Below are 24,893 nucleotides of genomic sequence, written 5' to 3' on the forward strand. Positions count from 1 at the left end.
CTATCTGTTGGCGGCCTTCAGCAATCTGCTGATGGCAAGGAAAGAGCTGCAGGTATAGGGGCAGTGAGCCCAGATGACGCCCCACAGGGGGGGAAGATCCAAAATGGCCGGAAAAACACTCTGAATATTCGGCCATATATCGTCGAGAGTTTGAATTACCTCAGAACCTTGGGGTTATTCAGACTCTCCCTAGATCTTTAATGAAGATTAATAACCTAGTGCCCATCATGCCCTGGCTTTGCCGGAATTTTGTCAGTCGCGCGTTAGTACTCCGGAAAGAATAAAGTATTGGCGTGAACGATGATGTAATTCGAGGTGCAGTATGGTGTGGGAGTATGGAGGACTCTCTCAAGGGGGAGTCGAATCCCATGTGATCAATAATGCGGTGGTGGCGGCTCATCAGCGGGGTTGCCGATATTGGGCTGTGTGTGCTTGATCTGATCCGTCAGCCTTTCCAATTTGCGAGTCAGATTCTCTATTTGTTTTTGCTGCTGATAAACGGTGTCACTTAGAGAATGTATCAAATCATCCTGAAAGGCGACTTTTGTTTCAAGGTCAGTAATTCTTTGGTCCATATACCGCGTCCCAATGCTGAGCATGACAAGAAAGTTTGCAGGGTTCCTGCTATCATATCCCAATCTGTTGCGTCGGTAACTCTTTGACGCCAGATTTTTTACTCACTAACAGTTTGAATATGCTGGAAATTCGTCAGAACACGCTACAATTACTGTACTGGCGGATGTTTAGCTGGTGAGTTTGCCATGAACGCTGCAGAAACAGAGGTATGAGATCTGTGGATCTTGTTGTTCGCCTGGCAGTTACGATAACAGAAAACTTGCATCCAACCGGAGGGATCCCGGATATGATTGCATATAGTCCATTCAGTTAGAGGTTGCCGGTGTTGTTTGAATCTGCGGTGGTCTGGTTGTCTGATTACGTTTGTCATTCAATTCAGCGTAGAGTTTTAGGTAGATGAAGCAAAATCAAATAAATAAATCTATAGTCATTGCAATTGTTTTGGGCTTGGTTGCCCCGTTTGTGTTAACTGGTGTTCTTTCTGCTCTTGGTATGACTCCGCAGTATCTTGTGGATGGAGAGATGAAAGGTTTGACCTCAATGATAGGTAGTGGTGCAGGGATTACTATCTATCTGATTTCTGCAGTTATCTTTGCTGTAGTATCTGTTATCCCGGTCTTCATGGTGGCAAATGTCTCCGATGCGGAAGACGAAGCTGAGCTGGATGACGGAGAAAGCGGTGATGATGATCGCGAAACCGGTGAGGTTAAGTGGTTTAATCCGAATAAGGGATTTGGTTTTATAACCCGCAATAACGGAGAGGAAATTTTTGTTCACTTTCGCTCTATCCGGGGACGGGGGCATCGCTCCCTGAGACAGGGACAAAGTGTGAAATTCCGTACTGTGGAGGGAGATAAGGGCTTGCAGGCGGAGGATGTTTCTCCAGTTCGGAGCTAGGTTGTTTAAGGAACTTTAATTGCCCTGGGTAAAATAATTTAGCAACCGATTTTCAAACAAGGGTAATTTATTAAAAGCAAAAAGGCCCAATCGGGCCTTTTTTTATCGCCAATTGATTTTCTTCTCTCCCTGACTGTTTACTTTCCACCAGAGTTCTGGGGCATCTTCTGCTTCATCTTCTACCCAACTGCTGGCTGAGCAGCGAACCTCAGTTTCAAAGAAAGTGAACGCGGCCTGGGCACAGTCAAGATCTGTGGCCCATGGAGTGGCATCGCTGTCGAAAATAATGCTGGTGAATTTTTTGCCGGCCGCTTCAGGGGTGATAGTGATGGGAATATTCTGATTGTTGAATTGGGCTGAAAGTTTTAATACAGCCCCCTGGGGGATCGGCGATGATACTTCGGACATCTGCGTGCCAAGCCATTCGAGAATACTCTCCAGGGTGGTATTTAGTATGTAAATTTCGATATCGGGGAAACGCTCTGGGATGTTCATGATTAATCCTTGCGTGAAGTCTGTATCAATCGGAGTAGCAGTAGGCTGAGGTATCCGGTCACCGCCATAACGATTCCTGTAATGGAGATCAAAAGCGCCAGCAAGGCAATAATTTCGGAAGACAGAGTCTGCGTCTGGTTGTTAACCAGTAGTAGGGTTCCCATCCCGCAAATCCCCGTAATCCCACCTGTTACAAAGCACTGAAATGCGCGACTTTGATCAATGCCTATTTGTTCCAGCTTGCCGGCAATTTGTCGCCACTTTTGAGGAATCATATTTCCCTTCTTACAAGGAATCAGTCCAATAGGAGGTATTCCATCATGGTTTCATAGATATCTGACAGCTGATCAATTTCATTTGCCAGTACTTGTTCATTTACCCGATGAATGGTGGCATTAATTGGCCCAAGCTCTACAACCTGAGCCCCCGTAGGCGCGATAAAACGCCCATCAGAAGTGCCTCCGCTGGTTGATAGCGTGGTATCTATACCTCTGACCTGACTAATGGCTTTCTGAGCAGCCTCAACCAAGGGGCCCTCGCTGGTGAGAAACGGGATGCCGAACAGGCGCCAGTCGATTTCATAGTTCAGGTCATGTGAATTCAGGATGGTTTCGGCTCTTTCTTTAATGATGTCTGCGGTCAATTCTGTTGAGAATCGCAGATTAAACATCACATCCAACTCACCGGGGATGACATTGGTTGCACCTGTGCCGCCATTAATGTTGGATATCTGGAAGCTGGTAGCTGGAAAGAACTCATTTCCTTCGTCCCAGTGTTCAGAAGCCAGAGAGTGCAAAGCGGGTGCTGCACGATGAATGGGGTTATCTGCGAGGTGGGGGTAGGCAACATGCCCCTGGATTCCTTTGATCTTCAGGTTGGCTCCCAGCGACCCTCGGCGACCGTTCTTGATCACGTCACCTACAGTATGGGTACTGGAAGGTTCCCCGACAATGCACCAATCAATTTTTTCATTGATGGATTCCAGGTATTCAACCACCTTCACTGTCCCATTGACAGCGTGACCTTCTTCGTCACTCGTTATGAGCCAGCCAATAGATCCTTTATGGTTGGGGTGCTTTGTGATGAAACGTTCACAGGCCGTCATAAAGGCAGCCAGGCTGCCTTTCATGTCTGCCGCTCCTCGCCCATGCAAGACACCATCAATAACCGCGGCTTCAAAGGGAGGATGCTCCCAGTGTTCCTCTGGGCCGGTGGGAACAACATCCGTATGCCCGGCAAAAACAAGCAGAGGGCCTGCAGTACCTCTTCGTGCCCAGAAGTTTTCCACTTCCCCAAAGGGGAGGTCGGTCACCTTGAAATCCAGTTTTTGCAATCTCTCGGTCAGCAGTTTCTGACAGCCCGCATCATGCGGAGTGACGGAAGGCCGACGGATGAGTTCCACGGCCAGCTGCAGAGTTGGGGATAGGGTGTCTGACATGGGGGAATAAATTTCCTTTATTTCCGTAGGGGAATTAGTTTCTAGTTGTTCGCGTGCAGAGCTTCGTTCAGCTGAATCGCTGTTTTGTTGGTCACGACTTCCACGCGTCCTGAAACTGAGTTTCTGCGGAACAGCAGGTCATGCTGATTTGCCAGCTCGCGTGCTTTGACTGTGTCAACAACATTGCCCGAATCGTCAATGACTGCCACTTTGGTGCCTGCTGTGATGTACAGACCGGCTTCAATCCGGCAGCGATCGCCCAATGGGATGCCGATACCGGCATTGGCGCCAATCAGTGAATTCTTGCCGACGGAAATGATGATATTACCGCCTCCGGACAAGGTACCCATAGTGGAGCAACCGCCGCCCAGGTCAGACCCTTCTCCGATCATGACACCGGCAGAGATACGTCCTTCGATCATTGAAGTGCCTTCAGTGCCAGCGTTAAAGTTAACAAAGCCTTCGTGCATGATTGTGGTGCCTTCACCAATGTATGCACCCAGACGAACTCTGGCGGTATCGGCAATGCGTACGCCTTTAGGTACAACATAGTCTGTCATTTTGGGGAATTTGTCGACTGAGTTGACCTGCAGATATTCGCCCTTGGCCCGGCTGGCCAGTTGTCTTGCAGGCAGCTCATCCAGGTCGATGGCCCCTTCATTGGTCCAGGCAACATTGGGTAACAGGCCAAATATGCCTTCCAGGTTTATGCCATGGGGTTTAACCAGGCGATGAGAAATAACCTGCAGCTTCAGATAGACCTCAGGTGTGCTGGAAGCCTTATCGTCTGACTCTACAATGGTAATAACGGCTGGACGGGCGGAGCCGATTAGTGATTTTGCGATGGCTGCCTGAGCGGGATCTACGCTTTCAAGTGTCTCGCTAAGGGAGGAGAGCAGGTTGTTATCTGCTTCCATGGCCCGGTTGCCAGAACCTGGAATCAGGTCTGAAGCGACTTGGGAGATTGCTGCTGAAGGCTGCCAGAGTGGCTGGGCGTAAAACACTTCCAACCATTCGCCTTTGCTGTTTTTAGTGCCTACGCCAATGCCAAATGCCAACATATTTAGTACCTTTGATTCTTAACTTGATTGCTTGTAATGGGTTGGAAGTTTACTTCAAACTGTCCAGTTGATCAGGATTGAAACCGACAATTAGCCGTTCCTCTGACTCAATGATTGGGCGTTTGATAACGGAGCTGTTTTGTTCCAGCAAGGTTATTGTGCCGTCAATGGTCTCAATGCTGGACTTTTCTTCCTCGCTTAGTTTGCGCCATGTGGTTCCACGTTTGTTGATGATGCTGTCGGTACCAGCCTGCTCCAGCCAGCGCCGGAGTGAGTCGACAGGGACACCTTGCTTCTTATAGTCGTGGAACTCATGCTCAAGGCCTGCATCATTCAGCCATTTGCGGGTTTTCTTCACTGTGTCGCAGTTGGGGATGCCGTAAAGTTTGATCATGCTTAATCCGGTTTCTACATCTCGGTTATTAATTTCTTAATTCTGTTTGCAGCTTCGATACACTCTTCCACTGTTGCTACCAATGCCATGCGGACATGTTGATCGCCTGGATTGTGTCCTTCTATGGTTCTCCCCAGATAGCGTCCGGGTAAAACAGTGATATGCTGCTCTGCAAATAGTCTTTGGGCAAAAGTTTCATCATCAATCGGCGTCTTCGGCCATAGATAAAAGGCCGCTTCAGGTGCCGCGATTGGCCAGACCGGGTTTAATATTTCGATGACTCGTGAAAACTTTTCCCGGTACAGGTCGCGATTTTTGAACACATGTGCTTCATCCTGCCAGAGAGCGATAGAAGCCAGCTGAGCTGGGATTGGCATAGCGCAGCCATGATAAGTCCGGTATTTCAGGAATTTTGCCAGGATGTCAGCGTCGCCCGCGACAAACCCTGATCGCAATCCGGGCATATTGGAACGTTTGGATAAACTGTGGAATACAACGCATCGGCTGAAGTTATGTCGACCCAGGCTGGTGCAGGCTTGAAGTAAGCCGACCGGCGGTTTTGCTTCATCGAGATAGATTTCTGAGTAGCACTCATCAGAGGCAATGATGAAATCATGTTCGTCTGCCAGAGCGATCAGTTTTTGCAGTACTTCCAGTGGTATGACGCGTCCTGTCGGATTACCTGGGGTACATACGAATAAAAGCTGGCAGTTTTGCCATACTGATGCTGGGACTGATTCAAAGTCCGGCATGCCATCAAGGTGGTCTTCACAGGGGATAAAATGTGGCTTGGCGCCCGCCAGAAATGCTGCGCCTTCATAAATCTGGTAAAAAGGGTTGGGACTGACAACCAGAGGGTTGTCGGCCTGTCGATCCACCATTGCCTGAGTAAATGAGAAGAGTGCCTCTCGGGTTCCGTTAACCGGAATCACCTGATTGTCTGCGTCTACGCCGTCTAAACCGAATCTGTTGGTTAGCCAGTCGGCTATTGCGCTTCGCAGCTCGTCGCTCCCTTTGGTGTTTGGGTAACTGGCCAGCAGGTGAGCATTCCTGTTGAGTGTTTCCAGGGCAAACACAGGAGGTGCATGTTTGGGTTCACCAATGGAGAGCGCGATATGTGGCAATGACGAAGGTGGTGTGACCTGACTTTTGAGCCTGGCAAGTTTTTCAAAAGGATAGGGCTGAAGAAGGTTCAGGTCTTGATTCATAAGGGTAGTGAGTCCCGTGAATTATTGGTCGATATTGTTTTGTTCGTCCAGCTGGGCGCACAAATCATCACGAAGCGCCCGACACAGGTCTGGGTCGCTCAAAGCATCTCCGCCTGGAGTGGTGATGATGAATACGTCCTCAACCCGCTCGCCGAGTGTGGCAATTCGGGCTTTCACCAGCTCGATCTTGTGGTCCAGCAAAATGCCTCCAATTCTCGCCAGTAATCCGGGGCGATCAGGAGTAATGAGTTCCATCACGGTTCGTTGCTGGGTGGTGTCGTTGCTGAAGGTCACTTCTGTAGGGAAGGCAAAATGCTTGAGCTGTCTGGGAGTTCTGCGTTTGACGATCGTTGGATCGTCAAAATCTTTCAGCTGTTGTTTCAGTTCTGCAGCAATAAGGTCTTTGCTGGTATCAGTGCCAGCCTCTGAGGGGGTGACCACAAAATTGCACAGGCTATATGTATCCGAAGAGCTGCTGATTCTTGCTTCATGGATGTTCAGGTGAAGGGATTCCAGAGCGCCGGTGATCGCGGCAAACTGTCCCAGCCTGGAAGGTTGGTAAACCATGATTTGAAGGAATCCTTCGGCTTCACCACCTCTGGCTTCGCGTACCCGGACCAGTGGCTGAAGTGGATCGGGGTGTTGTAGTATGACGGAGGTCTGCCAGGCGATTTCACTGGTGGAATCCTGTAGAAAGTAATCTTCATCCAGCGTTTCCCACAGCGCGTCAATGCGGGAGTCCTCAAAATCCTGTCGATGCAGAATTTCTCGGGCCTCTGACTGGGTTTCTTCGACCCATTTAGCCCTGTCTGGAGGAGCGTCCAGGCCAAGTCGTATTGCCCTTTTGGTTTCGGTATAAAGCTGCCTAAGAAGAGCGGCCCGCCAAGTGTTCCAAAGTTTCGGGTTGGTAGCGCTGATATCGCAGACGGTCAAAGTGTAAAGGTAATCCAGATGCACCTGCGTGTCGATTTTGTTGGCAAAGTCGTGGATCACTTCCGGATCTGATGGGTCTTTTCTCTGGGCTGTCATCGACATCAGCAAGTGGTTCTTGACCAGCCAGGCAACCAGGCTGGTGTCGCGTTGGCTCAGGTGATGGCGCTTACAAAACTCTTCGACATCCACAGCGCCGAGTTCCGAATGATCGCCGCCGCGTCCTTTGGCAATATCATGATAAATGCCGGCAATATAAAGAAGTTCAAGCTTGGGGAGCCGGTGAACTAGTCGAGCTCCCAAGGGAAAATCTTTTTGGCTGTCAGGGCTGCGCAACCGGACCATGTTCTGCACAACGCGTATGGTGTGTGCGTCCACCGTATAAATATGGAACAGGTCATGCTGCATTTTACCGGTGATGCGACCAAACTCTGGCAGGTAATTCCCGAGAATGCCGTAACGCTTCATGGAGGATAGTGTGCGATGCAGTGGATGTGGTGTCCTCAAGATCTCCATGAAAAGTGAGGTGTTCGCCAGGTTTTTGCGGAAGTTGTCGTCAATCAGGTGCCTGTGGGCTCTGATGGATCGAATGGTGCTTGCCCGGATGCCTTTGATTCCCGGATTTTGGGCCATCAGCAGAAAAATTTCGATCAGGGCAAATGGCTGATAGGCAAACACCGGACTGTTAATGGCTTCAATGTAATCATTCCGAACCTGGAATCGACGGTTAAGAGGGCGAATATTTTCCTCGTCGTCAGGATGCAGGATAGCTTCATCATAATACTGAAGTACCACGTCATTCAGCTCACCAAGTGCCAGGGCAAACCGGTAGTATTTCTGCATCATCTGTTCCACGCCCAGGCCTTCTTCATTGTCTGAGTAGCCCAGAAGTGTTGCCAATGTGCGTTGATGGTCGAAAAGCAATCGATTTTCGCTGCGTCCGGCAATCATCTGCAAGCCGTAGCGTAGCTGCCACAGAAAGGTTTCACCCTTTCGCAGCATGGTAAATTCGTCGTCGGTCAGGAAGTCGTAAGTGGCTTCATTACCGGTGCGCTCGAAGCCAAAATGTCGTTTCGTAATCCAGCCGATTGTCTGTATGTCTCTCAGACATCCTGGAGAGGTTTTGACATTGGGTTCCAGATTGTAGTCTGTGTCGCCATATTTACGGTGGCGGGCCAGCTGTTCCTCCTGCTTCGCGAGGAAAAACTTTTTATCTGACCAGGATTCATCTGAATAGGCACGTTCACTTAGGTGGCGACGTAAGGATTCTTCGCCGGCAATTGTGCGGGTTTCCAGCAGGTTGGTCGCAATGGTGATATCTGAGCGGGCCTTTTCGATGGACTCGGAAATGCTGCGAACACTGTGCCCGATATCCAGATTGAGATCCCATAAAGAAGTGACAAAGCGCTCCAGTGTAGATCCTACTGTGTCCAATTCTACATCGTCGCTCAGCAATATCAGTAAGTCGATATCAGAGTGGGGGAGTAGTTCGCCACGTCCGTAGCCGCCAACAGCCAATAGAGCAATTCCGGTATTTTGATGGAGATTGCATGCAACCCATAAAGCTTTTAGTACCTGATCCATGAAGTAGGCTCTGGCGAGAACCAGCTCACGGATAGGGTAGCCGGATTTGTATAGCTCATTCAGGTGCTTGTTGGCGTTTTGGAGAGATTTCTTCAGAAACGCAATGGCGTCTTTCTTGCTGCAAGTAAGCTCGGCGTAGTCATCTGCTGCGAACCGCAGATGGGTTCGCAGGCTTTTATCTACGCTGAGGAAAACTGAAGAAGGCGTGGCTGGACCTGCGGACGGAGAAGTCACTAGACAGTTTCTTCCTTACGTAATGTCAGAATTTCGTGGCCGGTGGCCGTGACCAGAATCGTGTGTTCCCATTGCGCAGAAAGCTTATGATCCTTGGTGACGACAGTCCATCCGTCAGGGAGAAGCTTCGAATGCCGCTTGCCCTGGTTGATCATGGGTTCGATAGTGAAAGTCATGCCTTCTTTAAGTACCATGCCAGTGCCTGGGGTGCCGTAGTGCATGACCTGGGGTTCTTCATGGAAAACGGCCCCTATTCCATGACCGCAATATTCACGGACGACAGTGTAGTGGTTTGATTCCGCATGTTTCTGGATGACGTTTCCGATATCGCCGAGGCGGGTACCCGGTTTTACCAGTTCAATGCCTTTGTACATGCACTCCTGCGTGATTTTTACCAGGCGCTCTGCTGCGATGGACGGTTTGCCGACAAAGAACATCTTGCTGGTGTCGCCATGATATCCGTCTTTGATGACCGTAATGTCGATATTGATAGCGTCGCCGTTTTTCAGGATCTTTTTATCGCTGGGGATGCCATGGCAGATAACATGATTCACGGAGGTGCAGATGGACTTTGGGAATCCTTTATAGTTCAGAGGAGCAGGAATGGCATTCTGCACCTCTGTGATGTATTGATGGCAAATACGATCCAGTTCCCCGGTAGATATCCCTGGCTGTACGTGCTCTTCGATCATTTCCAGCACTTCAGCGGCCAGACGGCCGGCGACGCGCATTTTTTCAATTTCTTCTGGCGTTTTAATCGTTACTTTCATGTCTCTGAGTCGGATTGCGCTAAATCTGGGCGGGCTGACAAGCATTCCGACAGATTCAGTAGGTTATTTCAGGAGGCGTATTGTACCTATATCGTATCCCGATGAGAAATAGGCCAGGGAATAACATTTTTTATCGGGTTGATTGATTTTTTTGGGGGGCGATGCAAAAAGTTGTAAAGGGGGTGGTTTCGGCGTTTTTCTTTTAATATGATCTCCTTTGTGGTATAAAGCGCGCCGGAAATTTGTAGGTGATGCCCCTGGTGGCTCTATACTGTTATTTCCAAAAAAACACACATGTATCGACACATACTTCGGGTGCCTTACGGGTTGGAGTATGGGATGCATGGAGGTTTAACCCAAACTAAAAGAGTAATTAAACATGGCAGAAGTAAGTATGCGCGACCTGCTGAAGGCAGGCGTTCACTTCGGGCACCAGACTCGTTTCTGGAACCCAAAAATGCGCAAGTATATATTTGGTGCGCGTAACAAGATTCATATCATCAACCTGGAGCATACTGTTCCTGCGCTGAATGATGCCCTCAAAGTTGTAGCAGGTCTTGCTGAGAAGAAAAACAAGATCCTGTTTGTTGGAACCAAGCGTGCAGCCAGCAAGATCGTGAAAGAAGAAGCGGCTCGTGCTGGTATGCCTTATGTCAACCATCGCTGGTTGGGTGGCATGCTGACCAACTACAAAACGATTCGTCAGTCCATCAAGCGTCTGCGTGATCTGGAAACCCAGAGTCAGGACGGTACCTTTGATAAGTTGACCAAGAAAGAAGTTCTGATGCTGACCCGTGAAATGGAGAAGCTGGAACGTAGTATTGGTGGTATTAAAGACATGGGTGGTCTGCCTGACGCTCTGTTCGTGATAGATGTGGATCACGAGCGTATTGCCGTTAAAGAAGCTAACAAGCTTGGAATTCCTGTTATCGGCGTTGTGGATACCAATAGTGACCCTGATGGCGTTGACTATGTTATCCCTGGTAACGATGACGCTATTCGCGCAATTCAGGTTTATACCAAAGCTGTCGCGGATACCTGTCTGGAAGGTCTGTCTGTAGCTGCTGGTAGTGGCGATGAGTTCGTTGAGATCAACGAAGCTGCTGAAGCGCCTGAAGAAGCGGCAGAAAAGTCAGAGTAATCTTTGACGTATAGAATCAAAAAAGGGGAGTACTCCCCTTTTTTTTCACGATTTAATACCTGACAAGTGAGGAATTCAAAATGGCGGCTATTTCAGCATCCATGGTAAAAGAACTCCGTGAGCGTACCGGCCTGGGTATGATGGAGTGTAAAAAAGCTCTGGTTGAAGCTGATGGTAACATCGATACAGCTATCGAAAATCTGCGTAAGAGCAGTGGCATGAAAGCGGCTAAAAAAGCTGGTCGTGTTTCTGCGGACGGTGTAGTGGCTGTTAAGGTTGACGATAACAATAAGCAGGCGCTTGTTGTTGAAGTTAATAGTGAGACTGACTTCGTTGCGCGTGATGACAACTTCCTGGCTTTTGTCGATGCTGTTGTGAATAAGGCATTTGAGTCCAAGCAGACAGATGTGGCTGCTTTGATGGAAGGTGAGTTAGAAGATAAGCGTTCCGGTCTGGTGCAGAAAATTGGCGAAAACATCAGTGTTCGTCGTCTGCAGATCGTTGAAGCAGATACTGTGGGTGCATACGTTCACGGTAACAAGCGGATTGCTGTATTGATTGGTATGAAAGGTGGCTCCGAAGATCTGGCTAAGGATCTTGCTATGCACGTTGCTGCGGTGAATCCTCAGTACGTGTCGCGTGAGGATGTTAGTGAAGATGTGATCGCCAAAGAGCGTGAAATTTATTCTGCACAGGCTGAGCAGAGTGGTAAGCCTGCAGAAATCGTTGCCAAAATGGTTGACGGCCGGATTAACAAGTTCCTGGCAGAGATCAGCATGCTGGAGCAGCCTTTCGTTAAGGATCAGGATGTTAAAGTTAGTGACTTGGTGAAAAAAGCCGGTGCCGAAGTGACTGCGATGATTCGTTACGAAGTGGGTGACGGTATCGAGAAAGAAGAAGTAGACTTCGCTGCCGAGGTGGCTGCTCAGCTGAAGAGCTAATACCTTAGCTTGCTTGGATGTTGTGGCGGGAGTGGACTTGTCTGCTCTCGCCACTTTAGTATTGGGGCCGGGAATCATCAGACTTGGTCTCAAATTATTGTATTGGTTTGTCTTGCATCTCAGGGCCAGGGTGGTTTTCCTGGAATCCTGCCCAAGCTGATGTAAACTTACGGCAGCCTTGTCAACGCCAGCTCCATTTCCGGTAAAAAACACGGTTATGTGGGAATGGTTCTGCATAGAAGTCGCCAGACTGCCAAGTATCTCTCATGATGAGTGGCTCCTGTAGTTGTGGGGGGTGTGAGAAAGCAGCCGAGGCTGTGTCAAGCCAAAAGAATTGATGCCACCTGCGTTTTGTGGGTAGTGATCTACGCTGTATAGATTTCAGAGACTTTATTAGCCAGGTTAAAAAGTATGCCATCTCCTACACAAACCCAACCCAAGTATAAACGTGTTCTGTTAAAGCTTTCCGGCGAAGCCCTGATGGGGGACGAAAATTTCGGTATTGATCCAAAGGTATTGGATCGTATGGCGCTGGAAATTGGTCAATTAATTGGTATCGGTGTCCAGGTTGGGTTGGTAATCGGCGGCGGTAATCTGTTTCGGGGAGCTGCATTGCAAACAGCCGGAATGGACCGGGTAACTGGTGATCATATGGGAATGCTGGCGACCGTAATGAATGCGCTGGCAATGCGGGATGCTCTTGAGCGGTCAAATATTTCCACCAGGGTGATGTCCGCAATTCCAATGAGTGGCGTGGTTGAGCATTATGACCGTCGTCGGGCGATCCGGGACCTGAAAGAAGGTGATGTGGTAATATTCTGTGCCGGAACGGGAAATCCGTTTTTTACAACTGATTCAGCGGCCTGTTTACGGGGCATAGAAATAGATGCTGATTTGGTTCTTAAAGCTACAAAAGTGGATGGGGTGTATTCTGCAGATCCCATGAAAGTGTTGGATGCAGAGAAGTACGATCATCTGACTTATGACGAGGTTCTGGAGAAAAAGCTGGGCGTCATGGATCTTACAGCGATTTGTTTATGTCGTGATCACGACATGCCTGTGCGGGTTTTTAATATGAATAAGTCCAGTGCCTTGATCAATATAGTTGTGGGAATGAATGAAGGTACGCTGATCGAAAGAGGGGAATCAGGTGATTAACGATATTAGAAAAGAAACTGAACAGAAAATGAAAAAGGCACTGGAAGCTTTGGGGCATGCCTTCGCCAAGATTCGTACCGGACGGGCCAATCCTGCAATTCTGGATTCGGTGATGGTGTCCTATTACGGTAGCGATACACCTCTGACTCAGGTTGCCAATGTTGTCGTCGAAGACGCCCGTACTTTGTCGGTGACTCCATGGGAAAAATCTTTGGTACCGCAAATTGAAAAAGCGATCATGAAGTCGGATCTCGGTCTCAATCCGTCTACTGCCGGCACGGTTATTCGTGTACCTATGCCGATGCTGACCGAAGACACTCGTCGCGAGCTGGTCAAGCAAGCAAAGAATGAAGCTGAAAATGCACGGGTTTCAGTACGCAACGCCCGGCGCGATGCCAATGGTGATGTCAAAGAGTTGTTGAAGGATAAGGAAATCTCTGAAGATGAAGAAAAGCGTGCACTGGATGAAATCCAGAAGTTGACTGACAAGTATGTTGCTGAAGTTGAAAGGCTATTCAGCGATAAAGAGAAGGACCTGATGGCTGTTTAAAGTCTTAGACCCTCCCAAGCAGGAGCTGGAGGGTCGTTTGTGCGGACAGCCTGACGATGGCTTTCCGTGGAGTTAAGGTTAGTATTGTCGTTCCAAATAAAAATTAGGCCGAGCATTACTACAAAAATAAGCTGGACCCAAGGGTTTAGTGAGGGAGTATTTGATGGTCTCCGCTGAAATTCCAATGACTGCGGATTCGAAGCCTCGACATGTTGCCATCATCATGGATGGCAACAATCGTTGGGCCAAGCAACGCCGGTTGCCGGGCATTGCAGGGCATAAGGCCGGAGTCGAAGCAGTAAGAGCTGTGGTGGAAACCTGCGCGAAACAAGGGGTCGAGGTGCTGACTCTGTTCGCTTTTAGCAGTGAAAACTGGCGTCGCCCTGAAGATGAAGTTGGCGCGCTAATGCGTCTGTTTCTAATTGCGCTACAAAGAGAAGTAAAAAAGCTTCATCGCAACAATATACGTCTCAGGATTATTGGTGATCGGTCGAGGTTTAATGCTGCTCTGCAGTCTCATATGGCTGAAGCGGAAGCTTTGACTGCAAGCAATGACGGCATGACACTGGCTATTGCTGCCAACTATGGTGGGCATTGGGATATCACACAGGCGACCAGAAAAGTGGCGCAGCTGGTTTCTGATGGACAACTGGAACCCAGTGAAATTACTGACGAGCATATTCAACAGTTTGTTGAATTGGGGGACTGTCCTGCCCCTGATTTGTGCATTCGTACTGCCGGAGAGCAGCGCATCAGTAATTTCCTTTTATGGCAGTTTGCCTATACAGAGTTTTATTTTGCGGATGTTTACTGGCCAGACTTCCGTCAAGAGGAAATGGAAAGAGCCCTGCAGGCCTATTCGTGTAGAAAACGTCGGTTTGGGCAGACGGATGATCAGATTGACAGAAAATCTGATTCGGAAGAACCTTTGATAAGTCCACTGGCTAAGTCCTCGTCGTGTTGAAGCAAAGGGTTGTCACTGCCTTAATTATTGCGCCATTATTTCTGGTTGGGGTTTTTGCAACTAATATCCTCGGATTCGCCCTGTTTCTTGGTGGGATCGTAACCGTTGGCGCCTGGGAGTGGGCGAGAATTGCCGGCTGGAATGATCAATTGCCGAGAGTCTCTTTTGCGATCGCAACGGCCGTATGTCTCGTTCTTGCCTGGCACCTTCCGGCTATGGTGGTGTTGGGTGTTGCGCTTGTCTGGTGGATGTTTGCGTTTTATCTTATCCTTCAATTTCCTTCTTCTAGTTCTATATGGCAGCCGGTATGGTTGCGCTGTCTGGCAGGGTTGCTGGTCCTAGTTCCTGCCTGGAAGGCGCTTGTCAGTCTCCGGGCGGGTGTCATGCAGGTTAACCCGGAGATATCTACCGTCTGGCTTGTTCTATACATCTTTCTCATTGTGTGGGCTGCAGATATCGGTGCCTACTTTGCTGGTAAAACCTTCGGTCGGCGAAAGTTGGCACCTGCGGTGAGTCCAGGTAAGTCTGTTGAGGGAGCATTGGGTGGACTGGTTGCTGTCTCCGTACTGCCGTTTGTGGTAGCTCCTTTGCTTCAGATTTCCCCTTCGCAAACAGGTGTTTTGTGGATGATGACGCTTTCTGCCGCAATCTTTTCTATTGTCGGAGATTTGCTTGAAAGCCTTGGAAAACGTGTTGTGGGCATTAAGGACAGTAGTCAGATACTGCCCGGCCATGGCGGTATTCTGGATCGCATAGACAGTGTGACTGCTGCGGCGCCGATATTTGTTCTTTTAGCATTGGCTACGGGTTGGATTCATAGTTGATGAGTGCCAAGAATGTCACTGTGTTGGGGGCTACCGGTTCAATAGGTGAAAGTGCGCTGGATGTTATAGCGCGCCATCCCGACAGGTATCAGGTATTTGCGCTAACTGCCCATCGTAATCTCGATAGGCTATATGAGCTGTGTGTCAGCCATCAACCGGAGTATGCTGTGCTGGCATCTTCTGAAGATGCATTAGATTTTGCCGATCGTTTGAGGCTCTCCGGTCTCAAAACAAAAGTCCTGGCTGGTATTGAGTCATTGGAAGCGGTTGCCAGTGATTGCTCAGTTGATGTCGTGGTTGCTGCGATTGTTGGGGCGGCAGGGCTTAAGCCCACGTTGGCTGCTGTAAATGCCGGAAAGCGGGTTTTGCTGGCCAATAAGGAAGCTTTGGTCATGACGGGACGCTTGTTTATGGATGCTGTCCGACGTCACGGCGCTGAGCTTTTACCTATTGATAGCGAGCATAACGCTATTTATCAATGTCTGCCTGTTGCTGCACAGAGTCTTGCCGAGGGAACTTCCTTGCATCAATGCGGGGTGAAAAGAGTTCTGTTGACGGCATCAGGAGGCCCTTTTCGGGGCTATTCCAAAGATCAACTGGTTAATGTAACTCCTGTAGAGGCATGCAAGCATCCTAATTGGTCCATGGGGCAAAAAATCTCGGTTGATTCAGCCACCCTGATGAATAAAGGGTTGGAGTTGATTGAAGCCTGTTGGCTGTTCGATGTTATGCCGCAGTTTGTGGAAGTTCATATTCATCCTGAGTCGATCATTCATTCGATGGTGGAATACTCGGACGGCTCAATCATTGCTCAAATGGGTAACCCTGATATGCGGACACCGATTGCCTATGGACTTTCATGGCCGGACAGGATTGAAGCTGGAGTCGAGACTCTGGATTTGTTTAAAGTTGCCCAACTGAACTTTTCTCCTCCGGATCGGGAGCGTTTTCCCTGTTTGAGGCTTGCTGAAGAGGCGTTTGCCACGGGAGGCACCGCACCGGCAATTCTCAATGCTGCCAATGAGGTTGCGGTTGCAGCATTCCTGAAAGAAAGCATAGGGTTTACGCAGATTGCAGACGTCATTGAAGATTGTCTTGGAGCTGTTGAGGTTGCAAGTGCGCGTTCGTTGGATGAAGTTCTGGAAGCAGATAAAATGGCTCGAGAGCAGGCACTTTGCAGAATCAAGCGCGTTAGTAATCTAACTGAAATTTAACTCAAATATGGGCCCGGCCACTGACATAGTATCTTCATGATGATCATTCAAACCATTCTCGCCCTTATCGTTACTCTGGGAGTGTTAGTCAGTATCCATGAATTTGGCCATTACTGGGTGGCTCGACGTTGTGGAGTCAAGGTGCTCAGGTTTTCCATAGGCTTTGGCAAACCTTTATACACCTGGAAAGATAAGAACAATACAGAATTTGTGGTCGCTGCATTACCGCTGGGCGGCTATGTCAAAATGCTGGACGAGCGTGAAGGGGAGGTTAGTGAAGCCGATTTGCCATTTGCGTTTAACCGGCAGCCGGTTGGTAGTCGGATTGCGATAGCGGCCGCTGGCCCCATTGCCAACTTTCTGTTTGCCATATTTGCCTATTGGCTGATGTACATGGTGGGAACGCAGACGGTGGTTCCCGTGGTTGGGGAAGTGATTCCACAGTCGGTCTCTGAAAAGGCTGGGTTGCAGGCTGGCAGTGAAATTGTCGGCGTGGATGGTGTTGATACCCTCAGCTGGTCCGACGTCAATATTCAGTTATTACGTCGTTTGGGAGATAGCGGCGGAATAGAGTTGCATGTGCGCTCTCTCGATACGGGAGAAGACGATGTTTACAGGTTGGAGATAAGTCATTGGCTGGCGGGAGTTGTTGAACCTGATCCGATTGAGTCATTGGGTATTACTCCTTTCCGGCCTTCAGTGCCGCCAGTGATCAACGAAGTGGTTCCGGATGGGCGTGCCAGAGCAGCAGGTTTGAAAACTGGAGATCAGATATTATCTATTAATGGTGAGCAGGTCGCCGGATGGAATGAGTTCGTTGACGTCATCCAAGAATCTCCCGAAAAGACCCTCCAGGTTGAAGTTAAGCGTGGTGCAGAGCTGTTAACGCTGGCTCTGACTCCTGCCGGCAGAGAGCAGGACGGCAAGGTGTCAGGCTATATTGGGGCTGGTGTTCAGATACCTGAGTACCCTGAGCATTTATTGAGAACTGTGCAGTTTGGTCCGCTGGCTAGTGTCAGTGAAGCGCTGGGCAAGACATGGGATATGACCGCCATGACTCTCGGGGCGCTTAAAAAAATGCTGGTAGGACTGATTTCGATTGAAAACCTGGGGGGGCCGATTACCATTGCGAAGGTGGCTGGTGCCTCTGCCAGTTCAGGGCTGGAAAGTTTTTTGAGCTTTTTGGCGTATCTGAGTATAAGTTTGGGTGTGTTGAACCTGTTGCCAATTCCTGTATTAGATGGTGGACATCTGCTCTACTATTTTGTTGAGCTGGTCAGGGGTAAACCCATTTCAGAAGAAAAACAGCTATTGGGATTGAAAATCGGTATGGCGATTATTGCATTTGTCATGCTTTTCGCGTTCTATAACGACCTCTCCAGAATGTAGTAACTGGTTATCCTACAAATCTATTTTACGTGTTGTATTCATGAGACTTAGCTTATTTGTTTTCGCCCTGGCGCTCTCTTTTATTGTGCGCGCTTCAGACAAGGAATTCAGGGTAGAGGATATTCGTGTTGAAGGATTGCAGAGAGTATCTGCAGGAAGTGTATTCAGTGCTTTTCCCGTTAATGTAGGGGATGAAGTCGACGGTGATCGTCTGGCCGAAGCCATTCGAAACCTCTTTGCCGCTGGATTGTTTACAGATATCCAGGTTGGGAGGGAAGGCAATACGCTGGTTATTACTGTCGTTGAGCGCCCCTCAATCAGTGAAATTGAAGTGGAGGGGAATAAGAACCTTCCCACTGAAGAGTTATTGAAAGGCCTGAAAACGGCCGGTCTTGCTGAGGGTGAGGTGTTTCAGCGTTCGACGCTGGAGCGGGTTGAGCTGGAAATACTGCGTAGCTATGTGGCTCAGGGTCGGTATAACGCCTCAGTTGACGCTCAGGTGGAAGAGCAGCCCCGTAATAGGGTTAAGTTGAAGATTGATATCAAGGAAGGGCCGGTTTCTGCCATTCATCACATTAATATCGTTGGTAACAGTGCCTTTAATGATGAAGAGTTGCGAGACCTTATTGAACTAAAGCTCACAGGATTCTGGTCGAGCATCTTCAGTAATGATCAGTATTCAAAGGAAAAGCTTAACGGGGACTTGGAGCGCATCCGTTCCCATTATCTTGATAACGGTTATATCAAGTTCAGCATAGAATCCACACAGGTCTCTGTTTCTCCAGATAAGGAGCAGGTCTTCATTACTATTAATGTTCAGGAAGGCCCTCAATTTACTATCCGTGACCTGCACCTCAAAGGGGACCTCAAGGTTGATGAGGAAGAGTTGCGCAAGCTGATCATTGCGGAACCCGGTGATGTGTTTTCCCGTCAGAAGTTAACCTTTATTTCTGACGCGATTTCCAAGCGTTTGGGGAATGAGGGGTACACCTTTGCCAGCGTTAATGCGGTACCTGAACCCCACGAAGACAATACTGCCACTGTGACTTTCTATGTGGAGCCAGGGAATCGCACCTATGTCAGACGTGTTAACTTCCGTGGTAATGTCAGTACCAGTGATGAAGTATTACGACAGGAAATGGTTCAGATGGAGGCTGCTGCTGCCTCGACCGACCTGATTGAACTGTCCAAATCCAAGCTTGAACGTCTGGGCTTCTTTAAGACTGTTACCGTAGAAACTCCTCTGGTGCCGGGAACGGACGACCAGATCGATGTGAACTATACCGTAGAAGAGCAGCCAACCGGCAGTCTTTCAGCCAGTCTTGGGTTTTCTCAGGGAAGTGGCGTCATTGTTGGTGCCAGTATTTCAGAAAAGAATTTCTGGGGTACCGGGCGCCGAGTCTCTTTCGGTGTTAACAAAAGTGCATCGGTCCAGAGTGCGAATTTCTCTTACACAAATCCTTATTACACTATTGATGGTGTCAGTCGTGGCTTCAGTCTGTTCTATAAAGAAACGGATTATGATGAGGAGGATGTTACTTCTTATGTTTCTGACTCTCTGGGTGGGTCCGTAAATTTCGGTTATCCGATTGATCAATACACACGTCTGAACTTTGGCGTTGGCGTGACCCATACCCGAATCAAGACAACGGATTTTCCGGCGTTGGAAATCGTAGATTTTCTTGAGGAGAATGGCCAGAGCTACACGTTTTATGAGACCTCCGCGAGCTGGAGTAGGTCAACTCTGAACCGGGGACTGTACCCAACAAAAGGGATGTCGCAATCATTGACTGCCAAGGTGGCCTTGCCCGAGGTCAGTGACTACACGTACTACAAGGTGTCTTACAACAATGATCAGTATTATCCGATTTCAAAAGATCATGATTGGGCTGTGCACTTGAGAGGCGAGGTCGCCTACGGTGACGGGTACGGAGATCAGGATCAATTACCATTCTTCGAGCATTATCTTGCTGGTGGATTTGGGTCGGTGCGTGGTTATGAGTCCAACTCATTGGGGCCAAAAAGTACCCCTGATCCAGATGAGAGCAACCCGGAAGCAGACCCGTTTGGAGGCAACTTCAAGGTCGAGTCCAGTCTTGAACTGATTTTTCCGTTCGCCATCATGAAAGACCACTCTCAGATCCGCAGTGTTCTGTTCCTGGACGGCGGAAATGTGTTTGATGCCAGCAGAGGCTATGACCCCGCCGTTGACGAGCTGAGGTTCTCAGCAGGTGTGGCATTAACCTGGATAACGCCGATAGGTCCGCTCTCGTTCAGCTTGGGTAAAGCTCTGAACGCTAAAGATGAGGATGAGACTCAGTTCTTCCAGTTCAGGCTGGGGCAAACACTTTAGGTTGAATGATAGTGTTGCTGCCTTGCGGACAAACATATATCTTCCGGCACACGAAAAAGACCGGTACATGAGAAAGAAAAGGAGAAACCAATGAAACCAAGCCAGATTGCGGCCGTTCTGCTCACCGCAGTATTATCTTTTGTCACTATGGCGGCTAGCGCAGAACAAAAAATCGCAGTAGTAGACTTCCGAACAGCCTTGTTGTCTTCCAATGCAGCAAAAGCTTTTGGTGAAGAGCTAAAGAAAGATTTTGTTGATGAAGAGCAACGTTTGCGTGAGGTGGGAGAGGAAGCCCAAAAACTGCAGGATCGGTTAAAGAAAGACGCGGCTATTATGAGTGAGTCTGAGCGGACCCGTCTCAGTACAGAGCTGGAAAGTAAAGCGCAGGAATTTAACTTCCTCAAGAATAAGTATCAGAAAGCTATCAGTAAGCGTGAAGAGCAGTTCCTGCAGGAGTCCAAGCCCAGAGTTGATGAGGCTATCCGGGAAATTGCAGATAAGGAAAAGATCGATCTGATTCTTCCCAGCAAGCTTGTCGTGCATGCCAGCACGGGCATGGACATTACTGCTAAACTTATTGAAGCACTAAATAGCAAGTAACAACTTTGATGGTATTGCAGGATTGATCTGTGTTGCAGTGGACTCTGGCTGAAATTGCCGAAAAAATTGGCGCAACCCTAAATGGGGACGGCAATATTGAAGTTACCGGACTGGCGACTCTGCAGTCTGCCGGTAATTCGGAATTAAGCTTTCTTGCCAATCCAAGTTATGCCAAGTATCTGGAGCACACCAATGCCGCTGCGGTTATTTTGCAACCGGCACTGGCGGACCAGTGTTCGACCAATGTACTGATGATGAGCAACCCGTATATGGGCTATGCTTTGGCCAGTCAACTTTTTGCTCCGGTATTGTCGACAACGAGTGGTATTTCTCCTGCCGCTCATATTGCCGAAGATGCAGTTATTGAAAGTGGTTGTGTAATTGGTCCCAATGCCGTGGTTGAATCTGGTGTTCACATCGGAACCGGGTCTGTTATCGGGCCAGGTTGCTATGTGGGCCGGAATACAAAGCTTGGAAAGGACGTTCAACTGCGCCCCAATGTTACCGTTTATCATGGCGTCAATATCGGCGACCGGGTTCTGGTGCATAGTGGAACAGTCATCGGATCCGATGGTTTCGGGTTCGCTCCCAATCAGGGAGACTGGGTTAAAATTGAGCAGCTCGGCGGTGTCATTATTGGCGACGATGTGGAAATCGGTGCTGGAACGACGATAGATCGCGGTGCGCTTGACGATACTGTCATTGAGCAGGGAGCCAAGCTGGATAATCAGATACAGATTGCCCATAACGTCAGAGTTGGTGCCTACTCGGTGCTTGCTGCCTGCGTCGGGATCTCCGGCAGTTCTGTCATTGGTCGTCATTGTATGATTGGTGGTGGTGTAGGTATTGCCGGGCATTTGGAAATTACTGATCAGGTCCAGATCACTGGAATGACTCTGGTGACACATCACATTAAAGAACCCGGTGTATATTCCTCTGGTACCGCTGTGGAGCCGAATAGAAGTTGGCGAAAAAATGTGGCTCGTTTCCGGCAACTGGATCAGTTGGCCAGACGGGTCAGGGAGCTCGAAAAAAATCGCTGATCCTGATGGATTGGGGATTTCATTCGAAGAATTAAGCGTTCGCGTATTTGTTTTGAGGCCATTGATACATGGAAACCGTTCTGGACATTAATGAGATTAAAGATTACCTGCCGCACCGCTATCCATTTCTCCTGGTAGACAGGGTTGTGGATATTAAGCCGGGTGAGTCTATTGTCGGGTACAAGAATATTTCGATTAATGAGCCGTTCTTTAACGGTCACTTCCCTGATCATCCAATTTTCCCCGGTGTTTTAATTGTGGAAGCCATGGCTCAGGTAGCTGGAGTTCTCGGTTTTGTGACAACCGGCAAGAAACCAGCAGACGGATATACCTACTATCTGGCCGGATCTGATAACGTTCGGTTTAAGCGACCGGTTGTGCCTGGAGATCGATTGATGCTGGAGGCAAATTTTGTCGCTGATAAACGAGGAATCTGGAAATTTAGCTGTAGGGCGCTGGTTGACGACAAACTGGCTTGCTCTGCGGATATTCTGACTGCTGAGAGACAACTTTAATGTCGATACACCCACAGGCGATTGTTGAGAAAGGCGCAAAAATCGCTGCTGACGTAAGCATTGGACCCTGGACATATGTTGGACCCAATGTGGAAATTGGAGAAGGGACGGTGGTCCATTCTCATGTTGTGATTAACGGTCATACCAAGATTGGCCGGCACAATGAGATATTTCAGTTTTCGAGTGTGGGTGAGGCAAATCAGGATAGAAAGTACAAGGGTGAGCCTACGCGGTTGGAGATCGGTGATCACAATGTAATTCGTGAAAGCTGTACTATCCACCGGGGCACTGTGCAGGATGCAGGGGTGACCAGAATCGGTCACCATAATCTGCTGATGGCCTATGCCCATGTTGCACATGACTGTGCTGTTGGGGACAACACGATACTTGCAAATATGGCGACCCTGGCTGGCCACGTACATGTGGGCGACTTTGCAATTCTGGGGGGCGGTACAATGGTCCATCAGTTTTGTAAGATTGGCCAGCATAGTATGTGTGCAGGCGGAAGTATCGTACTCAAAGATGTTCCTGCTTACGTCATGGCGGGCGGCCAGTCTGCCACTGCACATGGTCTGAACTATGAAGGTCTGAAACGCCGTGGATTCTCCAAGGAAGCCTTGCAGGCACTGCGTCGGGCTTATAAAGTCGTTTATCGTCAGAATTTCACTATCGAACAGGCTCTGGATCAATTGAATGACTCTGCAGGTGAATTTGATGAAGTCCAAATATTTGTTGAAAGCCTGAAAGCTTCGACCCGGGGTATTGTCCGTTAGTGTCAATGCCTGATTCTGCTTCCCCCCTTATTATTGGTTTGATTGCTGGTGAAGCCTCAGGTGACTTGCTGGGTGCGGGCCTTATCAGGGAATTGAAGAAGCATTTTCCCAATGCCCGATTTGAGGGTGTTGGGGGCCCTCAGATGATTGAAGAAGGTTTTAACTCCCTCTTTCCCATGGAGCGTTTGTCCGTTATGGGATTGGTTGAGGTATTGGGACGTTTACCTGAGCTGTTCGCCATGCGTCGAAAGCTTCTTGATCACTTCGCAGCCACTCAACCTGCCGTATTTATCGGAATCGATGCTCCTGACTTCAATATCGGCATTGAGTTGCGGTTAAGAGCGAATGGCATCAAAACTGCGCACTATGTCAGTCCATCCGTTTGGGCATGGCGCCAAAATCGTATTTATAAAATCGCCAAGGCCGTCGATTTAATGCTGACCCTGTTGCCCTTTGAGGCGGGTTTTTATCAGCAGCATCAAGTTCCCGTAAAGTTTGTTGGACACCCATTGGCAGAAATGATGCCGGTCAGTCCGGATAAAAGCGAATCACGACGCAAACTGGAGTTGCCGCTTGAGGGTGAGTTGGTAGCTGTTCTTCCTGGTTCTCGTGGCGGTGAAGTTAAGATGCTGGGGCCGGTATTTATTCAAGCGATGCATTGGTTAAGTAAGCGCCGTCCGAAGATTACCTTCGTATTGCCTGCGGCAAATGCCTACAGAAAAAGGCAGATCCAGACTCAGCTGAATGAGGCTGGAGTAGAGCTACCATTGACCATATTGGACGGTCATTCCAGAGAAGCCATGCAGGCGGCGGACTCTATTCTGATGGCATCGGGGACAGCCACATTAGAAGCAATGCTGGCCAAGCGACCAATGGTGGTGGCCTATCGTATGACGCCAATCACATACTGGATAATGAAGCGGTTACTTAAAGCAAAATATATTTCACTTCCAAATCTATTAGCTGACGAGGCGCTGGTGCCTGAGCTCATTCAACATGAAGCGAATCCGGAAGCGATTGGGAAAGCCGTGCTGAGGTCATTGCAAGCTGATCAGAGACTTGCTTTGGAGAAGAGGTTCACTGAGTTGCACTTACAAATCAAACAGGACGCTGACAGGGTTGCTGCTGATTCCATTGCGAAGCTGATCAATTCTTCACTCCCTTCAACTACTGCTTTATCGAAATCATGACGGACTCACAATTTAATCTATTCGATAGTCTTCAGTCAGAAACCAAACTCATTGCGGGTGTTGATGAAGTCGGGAGAGGACCATTGGCCGGTCCTGTTGTGGCTGCAGCAGTGATTCTCGACCCAGATAATCCCATTGTTGGCTTGAAAGATTCCAAGAAGCTCACTCATGCAAAAAGACTGCTTTTAAGAGATGAGATAAAGGAAAAGGCGATAGCGTGGTCAACCGCCTGGTGCACCGTTGAAGAGATTGATGAAATTAATATTCTTCAGGCCAGTTTGGTCGCCATGACGAGAGCTGTTGAGAGACTGATGCCAGCGGCAGAGTTTGCTCAGATTGATGGTAATAAACTGCCAAAGCTGTCTATTCCTGCGGAAGCGATCGTCAAGGGGGATAGTAAGGTTGCAGCAATTTCGGCAGCCTCTATTCTGGCGAAAGTAGAAAGGGATTTGGAGATGGAAAGGCTGGACGAGATTTATCCCGGATATGGACTGGCCGTGCATAAAGGCTATCCAACAGCTCAGCATTTGTCTGCGTTAAAGTCCCAGGGAGTTACTGAAATTCATCGCCGAAGTTATAAGCCTGTTCGTGAGTTATTGGACACCAGGTGATCCCTGGCGGGCATTATTCCAATCCGTCCCCAAGTCTGGT

Annotated in this window: 26 protein-coding genes; 17 read left to right on the plus strand and 9 right to left on the minus strand. The window is 48.9% G+C overall.

Going from position 1 to position 24,893, the window contains the following annotated elements; translation table 11 throughout:
• A partial coding sequence (locus F566_RS37290; protein ID WP_033415964.1) for a hypothetical protein occupies window positions 1–201 on the plus strand: 201 nt, incomplete at its 5' end.
• A gap of 173 nt (window positions 202–374) precedes the next feature.
• On the opposite strand, the gene F566_RS0107950 is transcribed toward F566_RS37290, so the two are convergent.
• A complete protein-coding gene (locus F566_RS0107950; RefSeq protein ID WP_157496707.1) occupies window positions 375–575 on the minus strand; it encodes a SlyX family protein in 201 nt (66 codons plus the stop codon).
• A 523-nt stretch (window positions 576–1,098) separates the two neighbouring features.
• Between F566_RS0107950 and F566_RS37910 the strand changes: the two genes are divergently transcribed.
• On the plus strand, window positions 1,099–1,473 hold the full coding sequence (locus F566_RS37910) for a cold-shock protein (RefSeq protein ID WP_281169100.1): 375 nt from the start codon (window positions 1,099–1,101) through the stop codon (window positions 1,471–1,473).
• 102 nt (window positions 1,474–1,575) lie between these two features.
• On the opposite strand, the gene F566_RS0107960 is transcribed toward F566_RS37910, so the two are convergent.
• The 8 genes from F566_RS0107960 to map are packed head-to-tail and all read right to left on the minus strand — an operon-like array spanning window position 1,576 to window position 9,587.
• Window positions 1,576–1,968, minus strand: coding sequence for a hypothetical protein (locus tag F566_RS0107960; protein WP_020406462.1), 393 nt, complete (start codon window positions 1,966–1,968; stop codon window positions 1,576–1,578).
• A gap of 2 nt (window positions 1,969–1,970) precedes the next feature.
• A complete protein-coding gene (locus F566_RS0107965) occupies window positions 1,971–2,243 on the minus strand; it encodes a hypothetical protein (RefSeq protein ID WP_020406463.1) in 273 nt (90 codons plus the stop codon).
• A gap of 20 nt (window positions 2,244–2,263) precedes the next feature.
• Complete coding sequence (gene dapE / locus F566_RS0107970) at window positions 2,264–3,406, minus strand: succinyl-diaminopimelate desuccinylase (RefSeq protein ID WP_020406464.1); 1,143 nt, start codon at window positions 3,404–3,406, stop codon at window positions 2,264–2,266.
• A gap of 41 nt (window positions 3,407–3,447) precedes the next feature.
• On the minus strand, window positions 3,448–4,467 hold the full coding sequence (gene dapD / locus F566_RS0107975; RefSeq protein ID WP_020406465.1) for a 2,3,4,5-tetrahydropyridine-2,6-dicarboxylate N-succinyltransferase: 1,020 nt from the start codon (window positions 4,465–4,467) through the stop codon (window positions 3,448–3,450).
• A gap of 49 nt (window positions 4,468–4,516) precedes the next feature.
• Window positions 4,517–4,861, minus strand: a complete 345-nt coding sequence (locus tag F566_RS0107980; RefSeq protein ID WP_020406466.1) for an arsenate reductase — start codon at window positions 4,859–4,861, stop codon at window positions 4,517–4,519.
• 14 nt (window positions 4,862–4,875) lie between these two features.
• Entirely contained in the window at window positions 4,876–6,069 is a 1,194-nt protein-coding gene (gene dapC / locus F566_RS0107985; protein WP_020406467.1) for a succinyldiaminopimelate transaminase, read from the minus strand.
• Window positions 6,070–6,090: 21 nt separating this feature from the next.
• Window positions 6,091–8,817: a [protein-PII] uridylyltransferase gene (locus tag F566_RS0107990; protein WP_020406468.1), complete on the minus strand. Its 2,727-nt coding sequence runs from the start codon at window positions 8,815–8,817 to the stop codon at window positions 6,091–6,093.
• Window positions 8,817–9,587: a type I methionyl aminopeptidase gene (map, locus tag F566_RS0107995; RefSeq protein ID WP_026179842.1), complete on the minus strand. Its 771-nt coding sequence runs from the start codon at window positions 9,585–9,587 to the stop codon at window positions 8,817–8,819. The genes F566_RS0107990 and map overlap by 1 nt, the downstream gene beginning before the upstream one ends.
• Window positions 9,588–9,966: 379 nt before the next feature.
• Here map and rpsB point away from each other — a divergent pair, with 379 nt between their 5' ends.
• The 15 genes from rpsB to rnhB all read left to right on the plus strand — a co-directional run bounded on the left by rpsB (window position 9,967) and on the right by rnhB (window position 24,853).
• Window positions 9,967–10,728 carry a 30S ribosomal protein S2 gene (gene rpsB / locus F566_RS0108000; protein ID WP_020406470.1) on the plus strand — a complete coding sequence of 254 codons (762 nt, stop codon included), beginning with the start codon at window positions 9,967–9,969 and terminating at the stop codon, window positions 10,726–10,728.
• A gap of 80 nt (window positions 10,729–10,808) precedes the next feature.
• A complete protein-coding gene (gene tsf, locus F566_RS0108005; protein ID WP_020406471.1) occupies window positions 10,809–11,669 on the plus strand; it encodes a translation elongation factor Ts in 861 nt (286 codons plus the stop codon).
• Window positions 11,670–12,080: 411 nt separating this feature from the next.
• A complete protein-coding gene (pyrH, locus tag F566_RS0108010) occupies window positions 12,081–12,827 on the plus strand; it encodes a UMP kinase (RefSeq protein WP_020406472.1) in 747 nt (248 codons plus the stop codon).
• Window positions 12,820–13,377 (plus strand): ribosome recycling factor, encoded by a 558-nt coding sequence (gene frr / locus F566_RS0108015; RefSeq protein ID WP_020406473.1) that lies wholly within the window; start codon window positions 12,820–12,822, stop codon window positions 13,375–13,377. Before pyrH ends, frr begins: the two co-directional genes overlap by 8 nt.
• Window positions 13,378–13,540: 163 nt before the next feature.
• Window positions 13,541–14,341, plus strand: a complete 801-nt coding sequence (gene uppS / locus F566_RS0108020) for a polyprenyl diphosphate synthase (RefSeq protein ID WP_020406474.1) — start codon at window positions 13,541–13,543, stop codon at window positions 14,339–14,341.
• Window positions 14,335–15,165, plus strand: a complete 831-nt coding sequence (locus F566_RS0108025) for a phosphatidate cytidylyltransferase (protein ID WP_020406475.1) — start codon at window positions 14,335–14,337, stop codon at window positions 15,163–15,165. Before uppS ends, F566_RS0108025 begins: the two co-directional genes overlap by 7 nt.
• Window positions 15,165–16,379 carry a 1-deoxy-D-xylulose-5-phosphate reductoisomerase gene (ispC, locus tag F566_RS32270; protein WP_020406476.1) on the plus strand — a complete coding sequence of 405 codons (1,215 nt, stop codon included), beginning with the start codon at window positions 15,165–15,167 and terminating at the stop codon, window positions 16,377–16,379. Before F566_RS0108025 ends, ispC begins: the two co-directional genes overlap by 1 nt.
• A gap of 36 nt (window positions 16,380–16,415) precedes the next feature.
• Window positions 16,416–17,768, plus strand: coding sequence for an RIP metalloprotease RseP (gene rseP / locus F566_RS0108035; RefSeq protein WP_020406477.1), 1,353 nt, complete (start codon window positions 16,416–16,418; stop codon window positions 17,766–17,768).
• 40 nt (window positions 17,769–17,808) lie between these two features.
• Window positions 17,809–20,121, plus strand: coding sequence for an outer membrane protein assembly factor BamA (gene bamA, locus F566_RS0108040; protein ID WP_020406478.1), 2,313 nt, complete (start codon window positions 17,809–17,811; stop codon window positions 20,119–20,121).
• 90 nt (window positions 20,122–20,211) lie between these two features.
• Window positions 20,212–20,721, plus strand: coding sequence for an OmpH/Skp family outer membrane protein (locus F566_RS0108045; protein WP_020406479.1), 510 nt, complete (start codon window positions 20,212–20,214; stop codon window positions 20,719–20,721).
• A gap of 29 nt (window positions 20,722–20,750) precedes the next feature.
• Window positions 20,751–21,764, plus strand: coding sequence for a UDP-3-O-(3-hydroxymyristoyl)glucosamine N-acyltransferase (lpxD, locus tag F566_RS0108050; RefSeq protein ID WP_020406480.1), 1,014 nt, complete (start codon window positions 20,751–20,753; stop codon window positions 21,762–21,764).
• 68 nt (window positions 21,765–21,832) lie between these two features.
• On the plus strand, window positions 21,833–22,279 hold the full coding sequence (gene fabZ, locus F566_RS0108055; RefSeq protein WP_020406481.1) for a 3-hydroxyacyl-ACP dehydratase FabZ: 447 nt from the start codon (window positions 21,833–21,835) through the stop codon (window positions 22,277–22,279).
• Window positions 22,279–23,052: an acyl-ACP--UDP-N-acetylglucosamine O-acyltransferase gene (lpxA, locus tag F566_RS0108060; RefSeq protein ID WP_020406482.1), complete on the plus strand. Its 774-nt coding sequence runs from the start codon at window positions 22,279–22,281 to the stop codon at window positions 23,050–23,052. The genes fabZ and lpxA overlap by 1 nt, the downstream gene beginning before the upstream one ends.
• A 5-nt stretch (window positions 23,053–23,057) precedes the next feature.
• Window positions 23,058–24,242 carry a lipid-A-disaccharide synthase gene (gene lpxB, locus F566_RS32275; protein ID WP_020406483.1) on the plus strand — a complete coding sequence of 395 codons (1,185 nt, stop codon included), beginning with the start codon at window positions 23,058–23,060 and terminating at the stop codon, window positions 24,240–24,242.
• Complete coding sequence (rnhB, locus tag F566_RS0108070; RefSeq protein ID WP_020406484.1) at window positions 24,239–24,853, plus strand: ribonuclease HII; 615 nt, start codon at window positions 24,239–24,241, stop codon at window positions 24,851–24,853. The genes lpxB and rnhB overlap by 4 nt, the downstream gene beginning before the upstream one ends.
• Window positions 24,854–24,893 lie beyond the last annotated feature (40 nt).

This window comes from Hahella ganghwensis DSM 17046 (genome assembly GCF_000376785.1).
Classification (GTDB): domain Bacteria; phylum Pseudomonadota; class Gammaproteobacteria; order Pseudomonadales; family Oleiphilaceae; genus Hahella; species Hahella ganghwensis.